Source organism: Catalinimonas alkaloidigena, assembly GCF_900100765.1.
Lineage (GTDB): Bacteria > Bacteroidota > Bacteroidia > Cytophagales > Flexibacteraceae > Mooreia > Mooreia alkaloidigena.
The window spans coordinates 635,472-653,797 of the sequence record NZ_FNFO01000001.1 but is presented as its reverse complement, the minus strand read 5'-3'; the positions used below and the strand labels follow the sequence as shown (position 1 = coordinate 653,797).

At 57.0% G+C, this 18,326-nt stretch carries 14 protein-coding genes; 6 read left to right on the top strand and 8 right to left on the bottom strand.

The genetic code is table 11. From position 1 onward, the window contains the following. Positions 1-72: 72 nt before the first annotated feature. Positions 73-777, top strand: coding sequence for an NUDIX hydrolase (locus BLR44_RS02515; RefSeq protein WP_089678593.1), 705 nt, complete (start codon positions 73-75; stop codon positions 775-777). On the opposite strand, the gene coaD is transcribed toward BLR44_RS02515, so the two are convergent. The 4 genes from coaD to BLR44_RS02495 all read right to left on the bottom strand — a co-directional run bounded on the left by coaD (position 765) and on the right by BLR44_RS02495 (position 3,999). Next, a complete protein-coding gene (coaD, locus tag BLR44_RS02510) occupies positions 765-1,226 on the bottom strand; it encodes a pantetheine-phosphate adenylyltransferase (protein ID WP_089678591.1) in 462 nt (153 codons plus the stop codon). The two genes, BLR44_RS02515 and coaD, sit on opposite strands and share 13 nt — an antisense overlap. 1 nt (position 1,227) lies before the next feature. After that, complete coding sequence (locus BLR44_RS02505) at positions 1,228-2,121, bottom strand: DUF3822 family protein (RefSeq protein WP_089678589.1); 894 nt, start codon at positions 2,119-2,121, stop codon at positions 1,228-1,230. A gap of 4 nt (positions 2,122-2,125) precedes the next feature. Beyond that, positions 2,126-2,710, bottom strand: coding sequence for a PLC family EF-hand domain-containing protein (locus BLR44_RS02500; RefSeq protein WP_089678588.1), 585 nt, complete (start codon positions 2,708-2,710; stop codon positions 2,126-2,128). A 71-nt stretch (positions 2,711-2,781) separates the two neighbouring features. Further along, positions 2,782-3,999, bottom strand: coding sequence for an ABC transporter permease (locus BLR44_RS02495; protein WP_089678585.1), 1,218 nt, complete (start codon positions 3,997-3,999; stop codon positions 2,782-2,784). Positions 4,000-4,205: 206 nt separating this feature from the next. Here BLR44_RS02495 and BLR44_RS02490 point away from each other — a divergent pair, with 206 nt between their 5' ends. Beyond that, a complete protein-coding gene (locus BLR44_RS02490) occupies positions 4,206-5,429 on the top strand; it encodes an exo-beta-N-acetylmuramidase NamZ family protein (RefSeq protein WP_089678583.1) in 1,224 nt (407 codons plus the stop codon). A gap of 18 nt (positions 5,430-5,447) precedes the next feature. Here BLR44_RS02490 and BLR44_RS02485 read toward each other — a convergent pair whose 3' ends face one another. Continuing rightward, positions 5,448-5,969, bottom strand: a complete 522-nt coding sequence (locus BLR44_RS02485) for an outer membrane beta-barrel protein (RefSeq protein WP_143017070.1) — start codon at positions 5,967-5,969, stop codon at positions 5,448-5,450. Between the two features lie 134 nt (positions 5,970-6,103). On the opposite strand from BLR44_RS02485, the gene fmt reads away from it, so the two are divergent. Both fmt and BLR44_RS02475 read left to right on the top strand, forming a co-directional pair. Further along, the gene (fmt, locus tag BLR44_RS02480; RefSeq protein ID WP_245705948.1) at positions 6,104-7,030 is read left to right on the top strand and encodes a methionyl-tRNA formyltransferase; all 927 of its coding nucleotides are present in this window, start codon (positions 6,104-6,106) and stop codon (positions 7,028-7,030) included. A gap of 119 nt (positions 7,031-7,149) precedes the next feature. Continuing rightward, positions 7,150-7,650, top strand: a complete 501-nt coding sequence (locus BLR44_RS02475; protein ID WP_176955871.1) for a dihydrofolate reductase — start codon at positions 7,150-7,152, stop codon at positions 7,648-7,650. Positions 7,651-7,865: 215 nt separating this feature from the next. Here BLR44_RS02475 and BLR44_RS02470 read toward each other — a convergent pair whose 3' ends face one another. The 3 genes from BLR44_RS02470 to BLR44_RS02460 form a co-directional block, all read right to left on the bottom strand. Continuing rightward, complete coding sequence (locus BLR44_RS02470; RefSeq protein ID WP_089679110.1) at positions 7,866-8,465, bottom strand: 2OG-Fe(II) oxygenase; 600 nt, start codon at positions 8,463-8,465, stop codon at positions 7,866-7,868. Positions 8,466-8,590: 125 nt separating this feature from the next. Beyond that, complete coding sequence (locus tag BLR44_RS02465) at positions 8,591-13,681, bottom strand: putative type IX secretion system sortase PorU2 (protein WP_089678579.1); 5,091 nt, start codon at positions 13,679-13,681, stop codon at positions 8,591-8,593. A gap of 13 nt (positions 13,682-13,694) precedes the next feature. After that, the gene (locus BLR44_RS02460) at positions 13,695-14,768 is read right to left on the bottom strand and encodes a putative type IX sorting system protein PorV2 (protein ID WP_245705947.1); all 1,074 of its coding nucleotides are present in this window, start codon (positions 14,766-14,768) and stop codon (positions 13,695-13,697) included. A 598-nt stretch (positions 14,769-15,366) separates the two neighbouring features. Here BLR44_RS02460 and BLR44_RS02450 point away from each other — a divergent pair. Continuing rightward, a complete protein-coding gene (locus BLR44_RS02450) occupies positions 15,367-15,714 on the top strand; it encodes a PadR family transcriptional regulator (protein ID WP_089678577.1) in 348 nt (115 codons plus the stop codon). Then, positions 15,711-18,200, top strand: a complete 2,490-nt coding sequence (locus BLR44_RS02445; protein WP_089678575.1) for a GIN domain-containing protein — start codon at positions 15,711-15,713, stop codon at positions 18,198-18,200. Before BLR44_RS02450 ends, BLR44_RS02445 begins: the two co-directional genes overlap by 4 nt. Positions 18,201-18,326 lie beyond the last annotated feature (126 nt).

Sequence of the window (18,326 nt, the reverse complement as noted above, 5' to 3'; positions counted from 1 at the left end):
CTAATGTACAATGATCGGCAAAATTGAGGAACCGATCGTGATAATTCAGAATAATTCAAGGTAACGAAGCTGATGAAACTGTTTGTCCGAAACAAACTTGTCTATATCCAAAAAGTAAAAGACCTGCCCGACCTCCACCGGTTTGATACGATCCTGGAAGGCTCCAAACCTCTAAAAGCCAGTCATTTGCAAGGGAAGCTGTTGATCTCGTGCCCCAGCACCGACCAGCTGGCTACGTTGTTCAAGCTCATGAAAAGCGAGCCGCTCGACGGCCTCGATCAGGTGGTGTTGGCCGCGGCGCAACGCAAACCTCTCAACCGTCAGATCAAGAGCATGTTCCGCATCGTAAAGGCGGGCGGCGGACTGGTGACGCGCAACGACCGTTACCTGATGATTTACCGCCTGGGGCGGTGGGATCTGCCTAAGGGCAAGCTGGACGAAGGCGAAAAATTTGGCCCGGCGGCGGTACGCGAGGTCTCGGAAGAATGCAACGTGTCGGTTCAGTTGCGGCACAAGATCTGTACCACCTGGCACACCTACGAAAACAACGGCAAGGACGTGTTGAAGCAGACGCGCTGGTACGCCATGGATTGCCTGAACGATCTGCACATGCGCCCGCAACTCGAAGAGAACATTCACGACGTCCGGTGGATGAAGCCCAACGAAGTAAATCAGGTGTTAGAGAACAGCTACCTGACCATTCGCGAGGTGTTTATGCGCTACTTCTACCACTACCCGCAGGAACTGATGCCGTTCAGCACCGATCAGAGCGCGTAGGGCACAAAGTCGTCGACCTTCTGCCCATGGCGGTGCAGGTCACGCACGATGCTGGAACTGATGGTGGCCAGTGATGGAGAAGTAATCAGAAAAACGGTTTCGAGGGAGGGGAATACGTGCCGGTTGGCCTGGGCAATGGCATTTTCGTACTCAAAATCGGTGGTGTTGCGCAGCCCCCGCAACAGGAAATGCGCGTTTTGTTCCTGCGCAAACTTTGCCGTCAATCCCTGGTAGGTCATCACCTCCACACACGACTCGTCCGCGAAGGTTTTGCGGACCTTCTCGGCCATTTCGTCGAGCGGAAAATAGCGCTGCTTGGTGCTGTTCACGCCGATGCCGATGATCACCTTGTCGAAAAGGCCGATGCCCCGGCGCACCACGTCCTCGTGTCCGCGTGTGAAAGGATCGAACGAACCGGGAAAGATGGCAATGCGGGGAGAGGTAGGCATATCAGCCACAGAAATGCATGGAAAAAAGATCGAAATAGCGGTGGTCGAACACTTCGTCGAACACGTAGCCAAACTTGAGCGCAGACGGGCGTTTGCCGAATGTAACGTGGCGCACGTACCGATACACTTTGTTATAAATGGCCGAATCGGGTAGAATTTCGCCCCAGAGCACCAGGCGGTCGGTCTCCGGGTTGAACTTCATCTCATCGATCACGAACATGATGAAGTACACGAAGTCGACTTCGTTGGTGTAGCTGAACTGGTTGCAAAGCTCCAGGTGCTTGCCCTGCATGGCCACTACATCGAAGCGCTGTTTCTCGACGTTGACAAAAAGCTGCTTCCCCTCGGTTTTGCCTTCCTGCCGCAACACCCCTTCGATCAGCGGACTTACGGAATGCATCACCTGTAGCTGCTGCTGAGGATACATGGCTTCAAACCACCGAACCAGTTGCTTTTCTGCCGAAAAGGTGTTGATGATGTCCAGCCCGATGTGATGATACGCACGGATTTCGTACGCGTCGCGATCCAGGGGAAACAAGAGCCTGAGGTACTGTTCCTGGCGGGCGTCGTCGTACAGCGACGTCGGCACCAGCGAAAAACCCTGGGACGGCAGGGACAGCTTCACCTGTCCCCAGAAGCCCGCTTTCAGCACCGCATGGTTGTCGAACAAGGCTTCGAGTTGCTCCAGAAGGCCTTCGCTGGAATGCACTTCTTCCAGCGCATAATCCTCCAGCCACAACGTGCGGTTCTGCGCCGCTGACGCGATGCAGAACCTGAACCGGTCGTAGCTCACCTGGAGGTGGAGCCCATAATCCGCCAGTGCATTGACGTCGAAACTCTCCTCTTTTACCCGCTGAACAAGCCGATATCGAATGGTCTTTGCAATGACAGTCAAGGCTTTACTCCCAGTTTCCTGAGGTCGTCACTTCAGATTGCGAGCCGAATTTCAGAGGCTCTTTCGGTCCGCGAACCCGTTCCGGATTGATGGGAGAAGGATCGGCCACTTCTACAACCTGCAAAATGTAGCCACCCGTACGCTGTACTTCGCCGGCGTAGAATTTGAACTGCTCGGAAGAGCCGGGCACACGGCAAAGGTTGTTGAGGGTAACCCCCGGAGGAAGCGTTTCAGGCGTAAACAACGAGTCGCGTACCGCGATGGACCCTAACGTATCCAGTTCTACCACGATGCTGTCGCCCAGGTACGCTTCGCGTTCGATGATCGTCTCTTTGCGCGCTACGCGGTAAATCTGCTCGTTCTGGATGAAGTTCATCAGTTGGTCGCAGCTTCCTGCATACTTCGCATACTTGTTAAAATAGGCTTTTTCGGCCTCCCGGATCACTTTCAGTTTAGCAATGATCTGACCTTCTACACGCTGGATATGGTTGAGTTCGTCAATAGGGCCTTTGATTCGGGTGAACAGATAATACCCCATGCCTATAGCTACGACCAGGAGCGCATAAGAAATGATTTTAACAGTTTGCATAAAAGAAGGGTATGTTAGGTTTTCTGCAATAATAAAAATTTTTTAAATCTGATTCTCCAAAAAGATGGAGATCAATCGAACCGAATGGCTTTTACCGGGTCGATTCGCGAGATGATTACCGTGGGAATGATCAGGACCAGGGATGTAAGAGTAAACAACAAAAGGTTGAGTAACAGGAAAATAGTCCAGTTCCAGGCAATCGGCACAAAGCTCATGAAATAGTTTTCGGCATCGAGCGGAATGATACGAAAGTAATACTGAACGGCGCACAGCCCCAGTCCCATCGCATTGCCCAGCAGCAGCCCCGCCAGAATCAGCCGGATGCCGTTGAACAGGAAGAAGGACCGTACCTGCCAGTTGGTCGCGCCCAAGGCTTTAAACACCCCAATCATGTTGGTTCGCTCCATAATCATGATGATCAGCGTCGAAATCATGTTGAAACAAGCCACCAGCAGGATCAGCCACAGGAAGATATCGACGTTGTTGCGCAAGAGCGACAGCCAGTCGAACAGTTGCGGGTAGCGGTCGGTGATGCGCGTCAGTTGCAGATCGTAGTCCATTGCGTCGAACACGCGGTCGGAAATTTCGGGCAGTTGCGAAAAATCGCTCACGAAGAGTTCGAAGCCCCCCACCAGCGTATCGGGCCAGTGGTTCAGGTCCTGCAACAGCTTTAAGTCGGCCAAAACGTGCGTCTGGTCAAATTCCTCCAGCCCCGTCTCGTAAATGCCCACGACCTGCAACTTACGGTAGCGGGGTGGGTTCTGCAGGAAATAAAACCACAGTTGATCTTCGAGGCGGATGTGCAGCAGATCGGCAATTTTCCGACTGACCACCACCTCGGCCGAAATGGTATCCGTCGCACTGCTCACCAGCCGCCCTTCTACCAGATTGGGACGAAACGCGGCCTCGTTGAAATCGCGCCCCACGCCTTTCAGCACCACGCCCTGCACCTCCTCGTCGGTTTTGATCAGGGCCGGTTTAAGGCTGTAGCTCTGGATGTGGGTAACGCCCGGAATCGCCTGGGCTTCCTGATAAATCTGCAACGTGGTCGAGACTGGCGACTCTTCGTACTCTTTATTCAGGGTAAACTTCGTGATCTGCAAGTGCCCATTCAGGCTGAAAACCTTGTCCTGAATGGTATTCCGGAACCCGCCCAGAATGGCAAACGAAATGATCAGCACCGCCAACCCGACGGCCACGCTTCCGATGGCGATTTTGCGCACCGTATTGGTGAACGACTGCGGATCACTGTCCTGAATGCGTTGCGAGATGAAACGAGCGAGATTCAAAATTACACGAAAGGTCTACCCTCAAAAGTGTTCCGGATTTCGGGGATTGCCAAACCCGAGGCCTTCCTTTTCTGTAATTCGCAGATTTCACAAAAGTCACACCGTTTTCAGAAGCAGGGCGAAGCTGCCTTACGCCCCTCCCGTAGCCGGTAACGCAAAAGCCCCAACCGTTCGTTAGGTTTGCAGGAACCGTAACCCCTTCTCCCATGCGCATCGCTTCTGCACCCTGGTGGCTTTTTGCCCTATGCCTGTATTTGTCGGTAGGTTGTACTTCGGCCAGCCGCCCGGCGGTGACCGATGCCGATTCGGCGGCAGTACCACGCGTCGATACCGTGCGGCCGCTACAGGTGGGCGCTGCGCAGTTTGAGGTATATCTCCCCCAACTGAAAGGCCGTGCGGTGGGCATCGTCGCCAACCACACGTCGCTGGTCGAGGGGGCGCATCTGGTCGATCTTCTCCGTGAAAAAGACGTGAACCTGAAACGTATTTTCACGCCCGAGCACGGGTTTCGGGGAAATGTGGGCGACGGCGAACACATCGACAGCGGTATCGACCCGACTACGGGGCTGCCCATTGCATCGCTCTACGGCGCCAACCGCAAACCGAAGCCGGAGTGGCTTCAGGACCTGGACGTGGTGTTGTTCGATTTGCAGGACGTCGGCACGCGTTTCTACACGTACATCAGTACGATGCATTACATGATGGCCGAATGCGCCCGGCAGGGAAAGCTCTTCATCGTGCTGGACCGACCCAATCCGAACGGTGAGTTTGTCGACGGTCCCATTCGGGAAGAAAAACTCAAGGGATTTGTCGCCATGCACCCAATTCCGATTCTGCACGGCCTGACGGTGGGCGAACTGGCCCAGATGATCAACGGAGAAGGGTGGCTCGGCGAAGGACTGGAGTGTCCCCTGCAGGTGATTCCGGTTGCAAATTATACCCACCAGACGCCTTACGAGCCGCCCGTGAAGCCATCGCCCAACTTGCCCAATTACCACGCCATCCGCCTCTATCCGTCGCTGTGTCTGTTCGAAGGCACGGTCGTCAGCATCGGACGGGGCACGCCCTTCCCCTTTCAGGTAGCGGGCGCACCCGATCCGGCCTATGGCGCATTCACCTTCACGCCGGTACCCATGCCCGAAAGCTCGCCGCATCCGCCCCAGGAAGGAAAAAAATGCTACGGCGTCGACTACCGCGAGGTCAACATCACCGGCCTGTCGCTGGAGCCGTTGCTTTCGTTTTACCGCAATTCGCCCGACAAGGCGACGTTTTTTAACAAGAATAACTACATCAACACCCTGTCGGGCACGCCGACGTTTCAAGAACAGGTCAAGGCCGGAAAAACCGAGGCCGAAATCCGCGCCAGTTGGGAACCGGCCTTGAGCCAGTACAAGGCCATGCGGAAGAACTATCTGCTCTACGCAGAGTAAAGCCGTGGGCCTATAGGACTAGAAGTAGATCTGGAAACCCATGTTGAGCCGTAAGCGGGCGTTTCGGCTTCCTTCCCGAATCGCGTAAGAGCCGTAGAGCAACGTGGTTTCCAACGCGACCTGATCCGACAGGAAATAGGCCAGCCCCGCCCCGATGTTGGCAATGCCCCGGTTGTACGTCGAGGTCTGGCGTCCGGGTCCGGTTTTCGACCGGCTCCGCTCGTGGCTGTATCCTACATTTCCCATAACGAACGGACGCACCGGCAGGTGGCCGAAGTAAAGCCGCGCAAAAGGGATGACCCCCAAGCTGGTATACCGGCTCGTGCTACTCTCCTGATACGATACGCTGAGGGCACTCCCTATGGCGAAATTGTCCCTTACAAAGACCCCGATGTTGGGTGCGACAGTGATGGAAAAAGGGTCGTTAAACTGCAAACTGGCGTTTCCGCCCAGCAGCACGCTGCCTTGTTCGGTTTGTGCCAGCGCAGGCAGACTGGCGAAAGCAACCAACGCCAGCAGTACGTACGATTTCAGGTTCATGGTGTGTGTTGAAAAGAGGGTATGCGTTAACAATGCCGTAAAATTCACCAGATGCGGCTGATAGGCAAGCAATCCCGGAGTTAGTAGTCACAAATTCTCTAGTTTTGAGCGATTATTGACCGATACGTTGCGCTATGCCTTCTTCTCCCTTGCGCCTGATTTTTATGGGAACGCCCGAATTTGCCGTGCCCAGCCTGCAAACGCTGGTAGAACACGGACATCGCGTGGTGGCCGTCATCACGGCACCCGACAAGCCCGCCGGGCGGGGCCGGAAACTGACGGCGTCGCCGGTGAAAGCCTACGCCGTATCGCAGGGCATTCCGGTGCTGCAACCCGAAAAACTTAAAAATCCCGACTTTCTGGAGGAGTTGCGCGCGTACCAGGCCGACCTGCAAATCGTGGTCGCGTTTCGGATGTTGCCGGAGGCAGTCTGGGCCATGCCCCCGAAAGGAACGTTCAACCTGCATGCTTCCCTCCTGCCCGACTACCGCGGCGCGGCGCCGATCAACTGGGCGGTGATCAACGGCGAAACCGAAACGGGCGTCACCACCTTTTTCCTGCAACACGAAATCGATACGGGCGACCTGATTTTTCAGGAAACGGAGCCGATCCGACCGGACGACACCGCGGGCTCGCTCTACGAGCGGCTGATGCACAAAGGAGCGGAGCTGGTACTAAGAACCGTCGACGCCATCGCAGCCGGGGAAGCGCCGCGCATTCCGCAGCGGCCGCCTCAGGAAGAAAAGCGCGCACCCAAAATTTTCCGGGAAACCTGCCAGATCGACTGGCAGCAACCGTCACAGAAAATCGTAGACTTTGTGCGAGGTCTGTCGCCCTACCCTTCTGCCTGGACGGAACTCAACGGACGTACGTACAAGATTCACCGCGTTGCCGATGCTGGTCCGCAACCCGAGCCGCTGGCGGCGGGTGCGCTCCTCACCGATGCGAAAACGCACCTGTATGTGGGTACAGCCGACGGCCGGGTTGCTGTTGAAGAACTGCAACCCGAAGGCAAACGCCGCATGGCCATCGAAGAGTTTTTCCGGGGAAATGAGTTGTAACGAACGCCGAAGAACCGAAAACCCGAAAGCGAAAAAAGCATGGTGTGCGGCCACGTCGAACCCTGAACTCCGGCTCATTTGCTATTTGCCCATCTGAAATTTGTAATCTTTTCTCCCTCATGATTCTTTCCATCATCGCGGCAGTAGCCGACAACGGCGTCATCGGCAAGGACAACGATCTGCCCTGGCACCTGCCCGACGACCTCCGCTTCTTCAAACGCACTACGTTGGGACATTACTGTCTGATGGGGCGGAAGGTATTCGAATCGTTCGGGGGAAAGGCGCTGCCGCGGCGGCCCAACGTGGTCATCACCCGCAATCCGTACTACCAGGCCCCGGGCGCGGTAGTGGTTCACTCGCTGAAGGAGGCGCTGGCGCTCGCCCGTCATTTTGCGCCGGAAGAGGAAGTATTTGTCCTGGGGGGTGGCGAAATCTACGTGCAGTCGCTGGACCTGGTCGACAAACTGTACCTGACCCACATCCATGCAGACATCGAAGGCGACACGTATTTTCCAGACTGGCAGCCCGACCGCTGGACCCGCGTCTGGCACGAAGACCATCCCGCCGACGACTGCCACGCTCATCCGTTTACGTTCGCGCTCTACGAACGGAAGAAGTAAGTGAGGCACACCAGCGCGGCTTGCGCCTGGATCTCGGTAGACGTGCTCCTTTGATAGAGTCGTCGTCAAAGTAAAAGTGTTACGTCGGGCCGGACTGCGATCAAGCTCTGATTCCAGATGGCAAGTGGATCTAGCGTTGCTGAGCAGCAAGTTGCGCGATTTTCAATGTGGAATGCTCTCCTTCTGTCGTGCTCACGCCATCACGACCTCCCCCATTACTCGGTTCGAAGCCAGCCGGTCAGGCTGAAACGCTCGCGGTGCGCGGGCAACACTTCGTGGAAAACATCAGCGCTGCGGAAACACACGAGCGTTCCTCCGTAGGGCGTCACGTCCGTATGGCCGAGGCCATCTGCCTCGTAGATGCGCAATTGCCCGCCGTCGGCTGGCGTCCAGTTCGGGTTGAGGTACAGGATGCAGGAGATGATGCGGTGGCGCGTCTGCGAAAACTGATCGAGGTGTTTTTTGTAGAACGAACCCGCCGGATAGACGGCAAAGTGCGCTTCGAACGAACGCAGGCTCAGAAAAAACTCCTGGTTCAGGGTTTGGCGCAGCGTATCGATCTGGTCCCAATACGCCTGTTGCAACGGCGTAAGCGCGTTAGGCTCCAGCCAGTGGACGTAATCAGTACGGATTTCGGGACGCACCTGCAACGAGGCACCACGCCCGACCCCGGCCCGGCGAAACTCGCCTTCCTGCCAGAGGTTGCGTAACTCTTCCCGCATCTCGGTGACCACCTCGGCCGGGATAAAATCGGGAATAACGGACCATCCGCGCTCGGCGATCTCGTCCAAGAATCCTACTGCTACGTGTTGCATACGGTTGAAAAAAGTGCGCAAATGTAGCAGATCGGACCAAGATACAACCTACTTTCCGGGGCGGGTCAGCAACTATTTTTTTCAGGGACCACAACCGGCCGGAGCGACCCCGTTTGGCAGCGTGCTTACCGCAGGATGTAAAGCTTGCCGTAGTCTTGTTTAAAGCCCCGTCCGCTGTCCATTTCGTTGTGCTGGAACGTCTCGCCGCTGTGTTTCAGAATGACGCGGTAGAGGTACAAGCCGTTGGCCAGCCGGTCGCCGTAGGTGTCGGTGCCATCCCAGGCAAAGTCGGTCAGGTTGTGGCCAATGTGAAGATTGCCCAGCTCTTCCTTGAAAATCTCGCGCACGACTTTTCCCGATACCGTCATGATCTGGATCTTCAGGTCGTCGGGAATTTCGCTGCCCGTCAGGGTAAAGACGAAACGCGTCTGCGTCGTGAACGGATTCGGGTAGGGATAGAAGTGCGTGATGGTCGAGGCATTGATCACTTCGAAGTTGATCTCGTAGCCGTTCCGGCCCGACGGGTTGCCGCTCAGGTCCGAGGCCTGTACCCGCAACGTATACGTCCCGTCGCCGAACTTCTCCTCCGGGCGGTACGACAGCCGGAAGTTGTTCTTCTCGTCGGCGGGTTGCCAGGTCAGTCCCGGATCGTTCAGGTCGATGGGCACAAAACCGACGTCGCCCTGGCTCTGGTTTTCGGGCGTGCGCAAAAACAGCGTAATGCCTTCGGGATTTTGCCGGATCTGGTTCAGGTTTTCGTCTTTCAGACTCACCGAAATTACCGGCGTGGGCGAAACGATATCGCCGTCCATGATGCGCCGCCCGTCGAAGGCCACGTCCAGAATGGGATTGGTTTCGTCGCCGATCACGTCGAACGTAAGCTCGATCGCGTTGTTTTCGTAATACTGTTCGGGCTGCTGATCGTACAGGTTTACCTGCACTTCCAGGCGATTTTCGCCGAGCCGGTCCAGGGTGTTGATCGGCACGTACAACAGCACTGTGTCGCCGGCGGCAACGGGACGCACTTTCTGGCGGATCGTTTCGATCTCATTGTTACGCAGTTCCGTCAGGCGTATCTCGACCGAAAGCGAGTCGGCAAAGTCCTGCGAAGAGATGTTTTCGAACGTAAAAGGGACCGAGAAACGCTCGCCCTGTTGTTTGTCGGGAATGGACGTAACGGTTTCGCCGCGCAACCCGGCCAGCAAGATTCCTTCCGGGGCAGCCGTGTAGAAAACCTGCCAATGCTTAAGCTGCGGCGGCGTCTGGCGCGCCTGATCCCGGACTTTCATCTGCAAGTACAGGTAAGGGTACTGCTGGGCATCGACCGACGTCAGCGAGAAGTTTGCCGTGGTAACGTCGTTTTCCAACACCGCCGACGTACCCGCCAGCGTGGTGCCGTACAAGCTCAACTGGTACCGGTCGGACGTGTCGGCCCGCACCACCTGATGTTGCAACGTGGCCCACGAAAGCGCCGGCCCGATGCGCCGCGAGGTGATGGTTCCTTCTTCGTATTGGCCCATCAGCTGATGCACCAGAGAAATCTGCTGCTCTCCGGTCGGGATGGGTTGCCCCTCAAGGGTCGAATCGGGGTTGGCGTATACTTCCAGCGCTTCGCCAGGAGCTGCGCCTTTGCGACCCAGGCAAATCCACGGATCGCCGTTTTGCAAGGCAGCAAACTTGACCGGATCGACCCCGATTTCCCGCAACTTGGCCTGCACGGCGGGGGTAAATGCGGCCCCGGTCCCATTGTACTTCAGGCCCCCGTTGTTGAACAACAGGACGTAATCGCCTTCGGGAATGGTATCCAGGTAATTGATCAGTTCCTTCTGAATGCTGGTGTAGAAGCCGTTGATCTGCGTAAATCCGTAAATAAACCGGGGGTTGATGCCACAGCCCGCGTCGTTGTAGTCGTAGTACGGCTCAAACGCCACTTGATAGGGCAACAGCGAACTCCCGTCGAACGCCACGGCCAGCAGCGTATTATTATAGGTACAGCCGGTCGGATCGCTCCCCACACTCGGGTTCAGAAAGAGCTGAGGCGCGCCGTTGATGAACAGCTGCGTGTTGGCTTTGCGGGAAGCGCCACTGCCGCCGATGGCGCGCACCTCCACCTGGCTGCTTACCTGCTGAAACTCCCAGTTGCGCGTGGTTGCGTTCAGGTCGATTTGCGAGCGGGCATCGCGCTGCCATTGATAATAGTGCCGCTGTGCCCATCCGTCCGGCCCGTCGGGAATCCAGGTAAAGGAGCTGGTGTTCCAGAGCGAATCCTGCGGATCGACGATTTCGGCATAGCGCACGCGCCAGTAGAAAACGGTGCTGTCGGCGACCGAAGGCACCGGCGTCGACCAGGTTGCGGTACGCACCCCACGCACCATCTCGCTCCGTTTCAGCAACGCGCTGTTGAACTGCTGGGTGGTGTCGAGTTCGAACAAAAAGCCCCGTTCCTGGCTCAGCACCGCTGCCGAAAGTGCCACCAATTGCAAGGTATCGCCGCCGGAAACTCCGAATTCGCGCGGGAACAGTGCCGTGACACTCCCCGCCGGAACGAACCGCTCCAGCACGGCGGTATTGTTCAGTTCGTTCAGTTCGGCAATGGAGTCGCCCGCATCGATCTTCACTTCGAAGCGGTTGGTTCCGGTGTACTGCGTGCCTTCCCCGTCGTTGTAGATCGTAATGCAGAGCGTATCCTGCCGCCAAGTGGCCGGAAACTGTTGCCAGGGCAGTTCCAGCTGCTGGTTGGCGACTTCGCGGCGCACCGACACGGCAAACGAATCGACCTGAACTTTCCCGAAGTTTTTGACGACCACGCACAGTTGAAACGAGTCGCTGGCGGCCGTAATCAGCGGCTCGTCGAACGCGCGCAACGACAGCGATGCATCGGTGATGGCGTAATCCGGAGCGCCGGGGGCAAACGTGCGTACGGCCGGGTCGCCGTGCAGGGCGTACTGCTGAATCATCCCCAGATCGAAGATCGACAAGTTGTTGTCGTTTTCCACAAACCGGTGGATCGTCTCCTGATGCGCCCGCCCTACGGGTGCGCCCCAGAAAGCACTGTCGGCAAACAAGGTTTCGTACAGCAGCAGCGTGTGGCGGTTCAATTGGCTGGGCAGCCCCAGGTAGCCGTGCGCCATGAAGGCAATGCCGCCCTTTTTCGGCGTCAGAATCCAGTCTTCGCTGATGGTCTGGTTGTTGGTCGAGAAAATATTGCCCGAACTGCAGCCGTTCATCACGATCAGCGGGTATTTCCCTTCGTTGGCAAAGCCCTGAACGGGACTGGATACGTAGCCGAAATCGACGTCGGTTCCCGAGGTGGACGAATGCCCGAAAGCCGTAATGACCGACACCCCTTCGTTGACCTCCGGCACGATGTTGACCGTATCGATGGTGTTGTCCGTCCGTTTCGACTTCAATACCACGTCGGCCCCGAAATACGGCTGTTCGATGATGTCGGCATAGTTCTCGATAAAGTTGCGGAACGTAGCCAGTTCGCTTTTGGTCGATCCGCCGCTCAGGTGAATGGCCCGCTTCCGCCAGAGTGCCGTATAGCCCGCCTGATCGTGCTGCACGATTTTCTGGTAGTAATTGTACACCTGCTGCGCAGTGCGCGCCGCCAGACGACCGACGGCCATAGCGGGCACATGCGGGTCCATGTCGCCCAGGCCCGCCGTGAACAAGACATCGGAAGCAGGCACGCCATACGTGGGAATGAAGTGGCTGGTGCGATACGCCCCGGTGTTTTTATAGTTGTTGGTCAATCCCTTTCCGACCAAGAAGAGGTATTTCTCTATTTCGGGCTGATAAAACACCCGCGCCATGTTTCGGATGGCGAGCGGCGTCTCTTCGCCGTAGCTGAATTGATCGAACACCTCTTCGATGTTCATAACCAGTGCTTTGTAGCCACCGCCTTCGGCCGTGCGCCGGTGGGCCGCCAGGGCCTCGACCGGATCGGCCACGTCGCCGGTCGCCAGCCGCAACTGCGGATGCGATACCATCAGGTAGTCGCTGCTCAGGTCCAGGTTCCGGAACGTAACGGGCCGGAGGGTAGGCACCGGGGTCTGCTGGCTGGCGTCGTTGATCAGAATCCGGCGTCCGGCCTCGGTGTTGTTTACTCCAAACGACAGCACCTGCGAAATTTCGTTGAACGTACTGGTCAGGCGGCGCACCCGGTTGGGATCGGTGATGTCGTATACCTGTAAGGTGGCGGAGGCTCCGGCCAGTTCTACCCGCGACAGCCCCCCGGCATTGGGCTTCAGGTTCAGCACCTGCATGCGCCCGCCGCTCCAGCGCAACTGCTGCGGAAACGTGACACGCGCGTAGGCGTACGAAACGTTGCTGCCCCCTTGTGGCGTCAGGCGCAGCGTAACGCTTCCGTCGGTCCCGACGGACGAAAGTGGCAGTGTGTAAGTATTCTTGTAAGGTTCGTTCTGGGGAAATTCGGCCGTTTCCAGCGGCTGCAAGGTGCTGGTGGTGGGGCCGGCGGCAATCACGACCCGCTGAGGATTAGAAAAATTGCGCCCGACGATGTTCAATTCCAGTTGGATCGGCTCGGAAGCACTCGTGTAAATGTTGGTAATGTTACCGATGGTACGATCGGTCAACGACGTGGCGCTGCTTGCCTGAATCCGGGGACTCACCCACCCCTCGCCGGCATCGTACGTAGACGAGTAGAAGTTTGCGCCGCCTGTGTACTCCGCGCCCACGCCATCCGCGTACTCGCCGCCCCGGTACACCGGCACCAGTTCGGCCAGATGGTAGGCTTCGGCAGGCACCGCCGGTGTCAGGTTCAGCGAAGGCATCCGCTGCCCGATGCTGCCCTGCCACTTCAGGTAGTACACCGCCGTGTCGGAAAAAAGACTGAAATAGGCCTGGAGCTGATCTTCAGGTGCGTCGTAGAGGTACGTGTCCAGTTGGCCGTCGTTGATCTGCCCGTAAAATTCGAGGAACTCCCCGCCATTCGGTACGTAGAGGGCCTGCTCCTGACCCCGGCGAAACAACTGCCAGTTCTGCGGATTGGTAGCCGAGGGCATGCCCGCCTGCACCAGCTCGTCGCGCGTAATGCGGTAGATGCCGTTTTGCGCCACCAGAATTTTGAGGTAGGGCTGATTGTAGGTGATCCAGCTGCGCGTGTCGGGCAACTGCGCCTGGGCCGTACAGACCCACCCCAGCCACAACGCCAACCAACCCTTCAGTAGCTTCCGTGCGTACACCTGTTTCATGCTTGCTAATTCTCTAAAATCCTGCGCGTAGGGAGAACACGTTCGAGTAGATCGTCTCGGATACGTCCCCCACGTCGGTCAGGGCGTAATCGATGAAGAAATTCCGGATGCGGATGCCAATACCGAAGTTGGGTTGCATCGACCAACTGTCGGAGCCGTCGAACTCGCGGATCTGCTGCACGTTGTTGACGCCGCCCCGCAGGTACACGATTTGCGCGTAATCGAACTCGATGCCGATCGTCGGGTCGACCGATACCACCGAAGAACCCAGCAGCACGTTCCGCTGCCCGTCGAACGTAGTGACCAGCTCTACCGCCGGCAGTACGCCGAATTTTTCTTTGATCTGGAAACGTTTCGCCAGGCTCAGCCGCATTTTGGGCAGCGTAATTTCGATTGAGTTTTCGGGGATGACGTTGGCCGAATCGGCGGCCTGAATGCCGGCCACCTCGCCGGTATTGTACGACCACGCGTTGAACGTGCTGGTAATGTCCTGCACCATCAGGCCCAGCATCCATCCTTTGCGTTCGTATTGCGCCCCGGCATCGAGGCCGAAGCCCCATGCGTTGGCGAAGTTGCCGACGTTGCGGTAAATCACTTTAAAACTCGCGCCCAGGCGCAGCCCCTTCAGGAGAAGGTCTTTCCGGGCGTAGCTCAGCAGAAACGCATTGTCCGACGCCGAAAAGTATTTGATCAGGTCGTAGTTGGGGGTAGTAGAGCCGTTCAGGAACAGAAGCCGGGTATCAGGAATGTCGTCAACGCCGAACCGGATGAAAGAAACGCCCAGCACGCTCTGCGAGTCGATGCGCGTGGCGAAGCTGCCGTAATCATAGTTGACAATCCCGGCAAAATAGCGGGCGTGCATCAGTGCACCTTCGTACTTGTATTCGAGGCGCGACAGCCCGGCCGGATTCCAATAGCCCGCCGTTACGTCGTTGACCAGCGCCGCCTGCGTTCCTCCCATCGCCAGGCCACGCGCGCCGACCCCGATTTCCAGAAAAGCATTGCTGTATTTACGGACGGCCTGGCCCCAGGCAGGAGCCGCAGTCGCCATCACGATCAACCAGACAGGGAGTAGTTTTTTCATCATGCGCAACAGAACGTGCAAAGTACTTGATCTGAACAGAACCCGACCCCAAAACTGCCGAAACGGCGAGAATCGGACCACCTGACGGTGAAGGATTTACGGCATCATTTCCTAAAACATTAGACATCCTGACTTCCCTTACGCGAGCGCTGTTCCGGTAGACAACGCCTACGTTACCAAGGAAAGTATGGAAGTGCGCCTGACTTTCGGGCAAAATGCCGTGCCTTCTACCCGCCGGTACCGAGGGGGGCAGGTTCTGCGCCAGGAATACCGATGCTGTGCCCTACCTCGTGCACTATTGCGACGCGTAAGAAAGAGCCATTGACCGACAAAGCCTTCATTTTGAAGGACATACAGGAGAAGAGGCCTGCCAAAGGGCGGTTGTGGCATGGGTGTAAGTTTTGCGCCAAGAATACACCGCCTGGCCCATCCGCCATCACCAGGAGCCGTACGGCTACCATTCTTCCCCGCCTGATTCCATTCATCAACTTTTTTTCATAAAAGGTAGCTGCTTATGGGGTAGTACCTTGCATTACAAAGTACCCTCTTATACCTTTGTACCATGCAACACCAGCTATGACATCAAACCAGCCATGTTGATATGAAATTGGAAAATACGGTTGTGCAGATGCGGAAGGGTATTCTCGAGTACTGCATCCTGCACATCATCTCACGGGGCGAAGTTTACGCCTCGGACATGCTGGAAGAGTTAACCTCCGCCCGCATTATGGTGGTGGAGGGCACGCTCTATCCCCTACTAACCCGGCTGAAAAACGCCGGACTACTCGAGTACAAATGGATCGAATCGGTTTCGGGGCCGCCCCGGAAATATTACTCGCTCACGCCCCAGGGCATCGAGTTTCTGGCCGCCCTCGATGAAAACTGGCAGGCGCTGGTCGCCTCGACCGAACAGATCATCAACCATACGCACAACCATCGCCAATCATGAAAAAGACGGTTAGCATACATATAAGCGGCATCCTTTTCCATATCGAGGAAGATGGGTACGACAGGCTGAACGACTACCTCGCTTCCATTCACCGCTATTTTGCCACCTATCCGGACAGCAAGGAAATTATTTCCGACATCGAAAGCCGGATGGCCGAGTTGTTCTCGGCGCGGCTGACGCCTACCAATCAGGTCATTTCCCTCCACGACGTCGATCAACTGATCAAGAAGATGGGCAATGTGCAGGATTTTCAGGAGATGGAAAGCGAGCTGCTGGAAGAAGGCCCGATGTACGGCCACGGCGGCGAAGCGCACGGCACGGCGACGGCCTACGAGCAGGCGACTCGCACCCAGACCGGCACGCGGCAGCAGACCCGCACGCAACGGAAATTTTACCGCGACCTGAACCGCAAAGTGTTGGGTGGCGTCGCGTCCGGGTTGGCGCATTATTTCCACATGGACACCATCTGGATGCGCCTGCTGTTCCTGTTGCCGCCGTTCCTGGACTGGATGTTCCTGCCCGGTTCGCTGACCAGCATCACGGTCATCTCCTACATTGTGCTGTGGGTGGTGGTGCCCGGCCGCCGCGACATGTACGAAGATGAAAAAATAAAAAAGCTTTATCGCGATCCTGAAAACCGCGCACTTGGCGGGGTCGCGAGCGGCATCTCCCACTTCTTCGGGGTCGACATGGTGATTGTGCGCATCCTCTTTGTGCTGGGGATTTTCCTAGGCGGCGCCGGTATTCTGGTGTATCTCGTGCTGTGGGCCATCATGCCCGAAGCGCGGACCCTGACCGAGCGCATGCGCATGCAGGGCGAGCCCGTCACGCTCGACAACATCGAAGCACGCATCCGCGAAAGCTTTCAGCCGGGCCCCGACGGCAAGGAAACGGTACTGATGAAAATTCTGCTGTTTCCGTTCCGGCTGATCGCCACCATCTTCAACAGCATTTCCACCTCGGGCATTTTGCAGTTCCTGGGAGATGCCATTCGGGTGCTGACGGCCGTGCTGCTGATCTTCATCGGCTTTGTGCTCATCATCAGTTCGCTGGGACTGACCAGCGGCTTGCTGACCATCTTCTCGATGGATGGCGTGTTCATCAACGAAGAACTGCCCCTCGACCTGCTGCGGCGCGATTTTCCGACATGGGTTTCTTTCCCGGCAGTGCTTGCACTATTTGTGCCGGGCGTAGCGTTAGGACTAAGTGGCCTGAGTCTGCTGGCCAAACGCTCACTGATGAAGCCCATTCTCGGCTTCACGCTGTTCGGCATCTGGATTGTGAGCCTGGTGGCGCTGTCCATTGCCGTTCCGACGTACCTGAATCAATACCGTACCCGTGGCGAGTTCGAACAGGTCGAAACCTACCACATTCCCGCGCGGACCATTGTGCTCGACGCACGCGAGTCGGGCGAAGCCTCCTGGCAAAAGACCGAACTGAAAATTTCGGGCTACGAAGGCCACGACCTCCGGCTGGTGAAACGGTTCTCGGCCCGCGGGCTGAACCGCAAGTCGGCCGTCGAAAACGCCTCGATGATCGACCATCAGGTGGTGCGGCGGGATTCGACCCTGATCTTTGACCAGAATTTCGAGTTTCAATCGGATGCGCTTTTCCGGCGGCAGGAACTCTTGATGGAACTATATGTGCCCTACGGGCAGGAGTTCCGCATGGACCCTTCGCTGGAGCCCATCTTGCGTAGCACACTCACGCCGGCCGGCTACAACACCTCTCAACTGGCCACCGGGCGGTGGGTATTTACCCAGGACGGCCTGACTTGCCTGAATTGCGAAAAAAATCGGGCGGACGATGCAACCTCTGCGTCATCGCCTGCATCTGATCAGGTAACCGGTCAGGTCTACGACACTTACCAGGACTTCCACAACATTTCCGTAGGCGACATGTTCCGCGTCTACATTACCCAGGGCGACCGGTATCAGGTGGCCGTCAACGCTCCCAACCAAGACATATCTGACAACATTCATATAAACCAACAAGGCAATGAACTGGAAATTTCTCTTGATAATTCTGATCGCTGGACTCGTTGGCGTCGCGATTACGACGAAATCCGCGTGGACATTACCACGCCCCGACTCGAACGTCTCTATCTCCACGGAGCATGCCAGGCCGATGTATCTGGTTTTACAGGTGATGTTCTCTCCCTCGACATGGAAGGCGCCCCTCACGCACGAGTAGAGGCCAACCTCAAGCGTCTGACCCTCGATCTGTCCGGCGCCTCGGAACTGGAACTGATCGGGACGGGCGATGAACTCAACGCCGACCTTAGCGGGGCGGCCCAGCTCCGGGCCCATCGCTACGAAGTAAGTACCGCCGATCTCGACGTATCGGGCGCTTCGGACGCCCGCGTGTACGCTACCCGCCGCCTGAAAGCCGACGCCAGCGGGGCCAGCCAGATCCGCTACCGCGGCACCCCGGAAGATCTGGATCTCGACTCGGGCAACATCAGCAGCATCAAACGGGAAGATTAAAACCGGGAAGCCGACTTACGGAAGACCGGAAACCGAATGCACTGACGCACACCACACCTCTCTTTTCCTTTAACCACATTCCGTCTTACGCCATCCGCGCACCGCGGCCGTAGGACGGAATTTTTC

What these genes read in the sequence shown, in the direction of transcription:
- BLR44_RS02515 (WP_089678593.1), top strand. Translation starts at nt 73, where the DNA reads ATGAAACTGTTTGTCCGAAACAAACTTGTCTATATCCAAAAAGTAAAA.
- coaD (WP_089678591.1), bottom strand. Translation starts at nt 1,226, where the DNA reads ATGCCTACCTCTCCCCGCATTGCCATCTTTCCCGGTTCGTTCGATCCT.
- BLR44_RS02500 (WP_089678588.1), bottom strand. Translation starts at nt 2,710, where the DNA reads ATGCAAACTGTTAAAATCATTTCTTATGCGCTCCTGGTCGTAGCTATA.
- BLR44_RS02490 (WP_089678583.1), top strand. Translation starts at nt 4,206, where the DNA reads ATGCGCATCGCTTCTGCACCCTGGTGGCTTTTTGCCCTATGCCTGTAT.
- BLR44_RS02485 (WP_143017070.1), bottom strand. Translation starts at nt 5,969, where the DNA reads ATGAACCTGAAATCGTACGTACTGCTGGCGTTGGTTGCTTTCGCCAGT.
- fmt (WP_245705948.1), top strand. Translation starts at nt 6,104, where the DNA reads ATGCCTTCTTCTCCCTTGCGCCTGATTTTTATGGGAACGCCCGAATTT.
- BLR44_RS02475 (WP_176955871.1), top strand. Translation starts at nt 7,150, where the DNA reads ATGATTCTTTCCATCATCGCGGCAGTAGCCGACAACGGCGTCATCGGC.
- BLR44_RS02470 (WP_089679110.1), bottom strand. Translation starts at nt 8,465, where the DNA reads ATGCAACACGTAGCAGTAGGATTCTTGGACGAGATCGCCGAGCGCGGA.
- BLR44_RS02465 (WP_089678579.1), bottom strand. Translation starts at nt 13,681, where the DNA reads ATGAAACAGGTGTACGCACGGAAGCTACTGAAGGGTTGGTTGGCGTTG.
- BLR44_RS02460 (WP_245705947.1), bottom strand. Translation starts at nt 14,768, where the DNA reads ATGATGAAAAAACTACTCCCTGTCTGGTTGATCGTGATGGCGACTGCG.
- BLR44_RS02450 (WP_089678577.1), top strand. Translation starts at nt 15,367, where the DNA reads ATGAAATTGGAAAATACGGTTGTGCAGATGCGGAAGGGTATTCTCGAG.
- BLR44_RS02445 (WP_089678575.1), top strand. Translation starts at nt 15,711, where the DNA reads ATGAAAAAGACGGTTAGCATACATATAAGCGGCATCCTTTTCCATATC.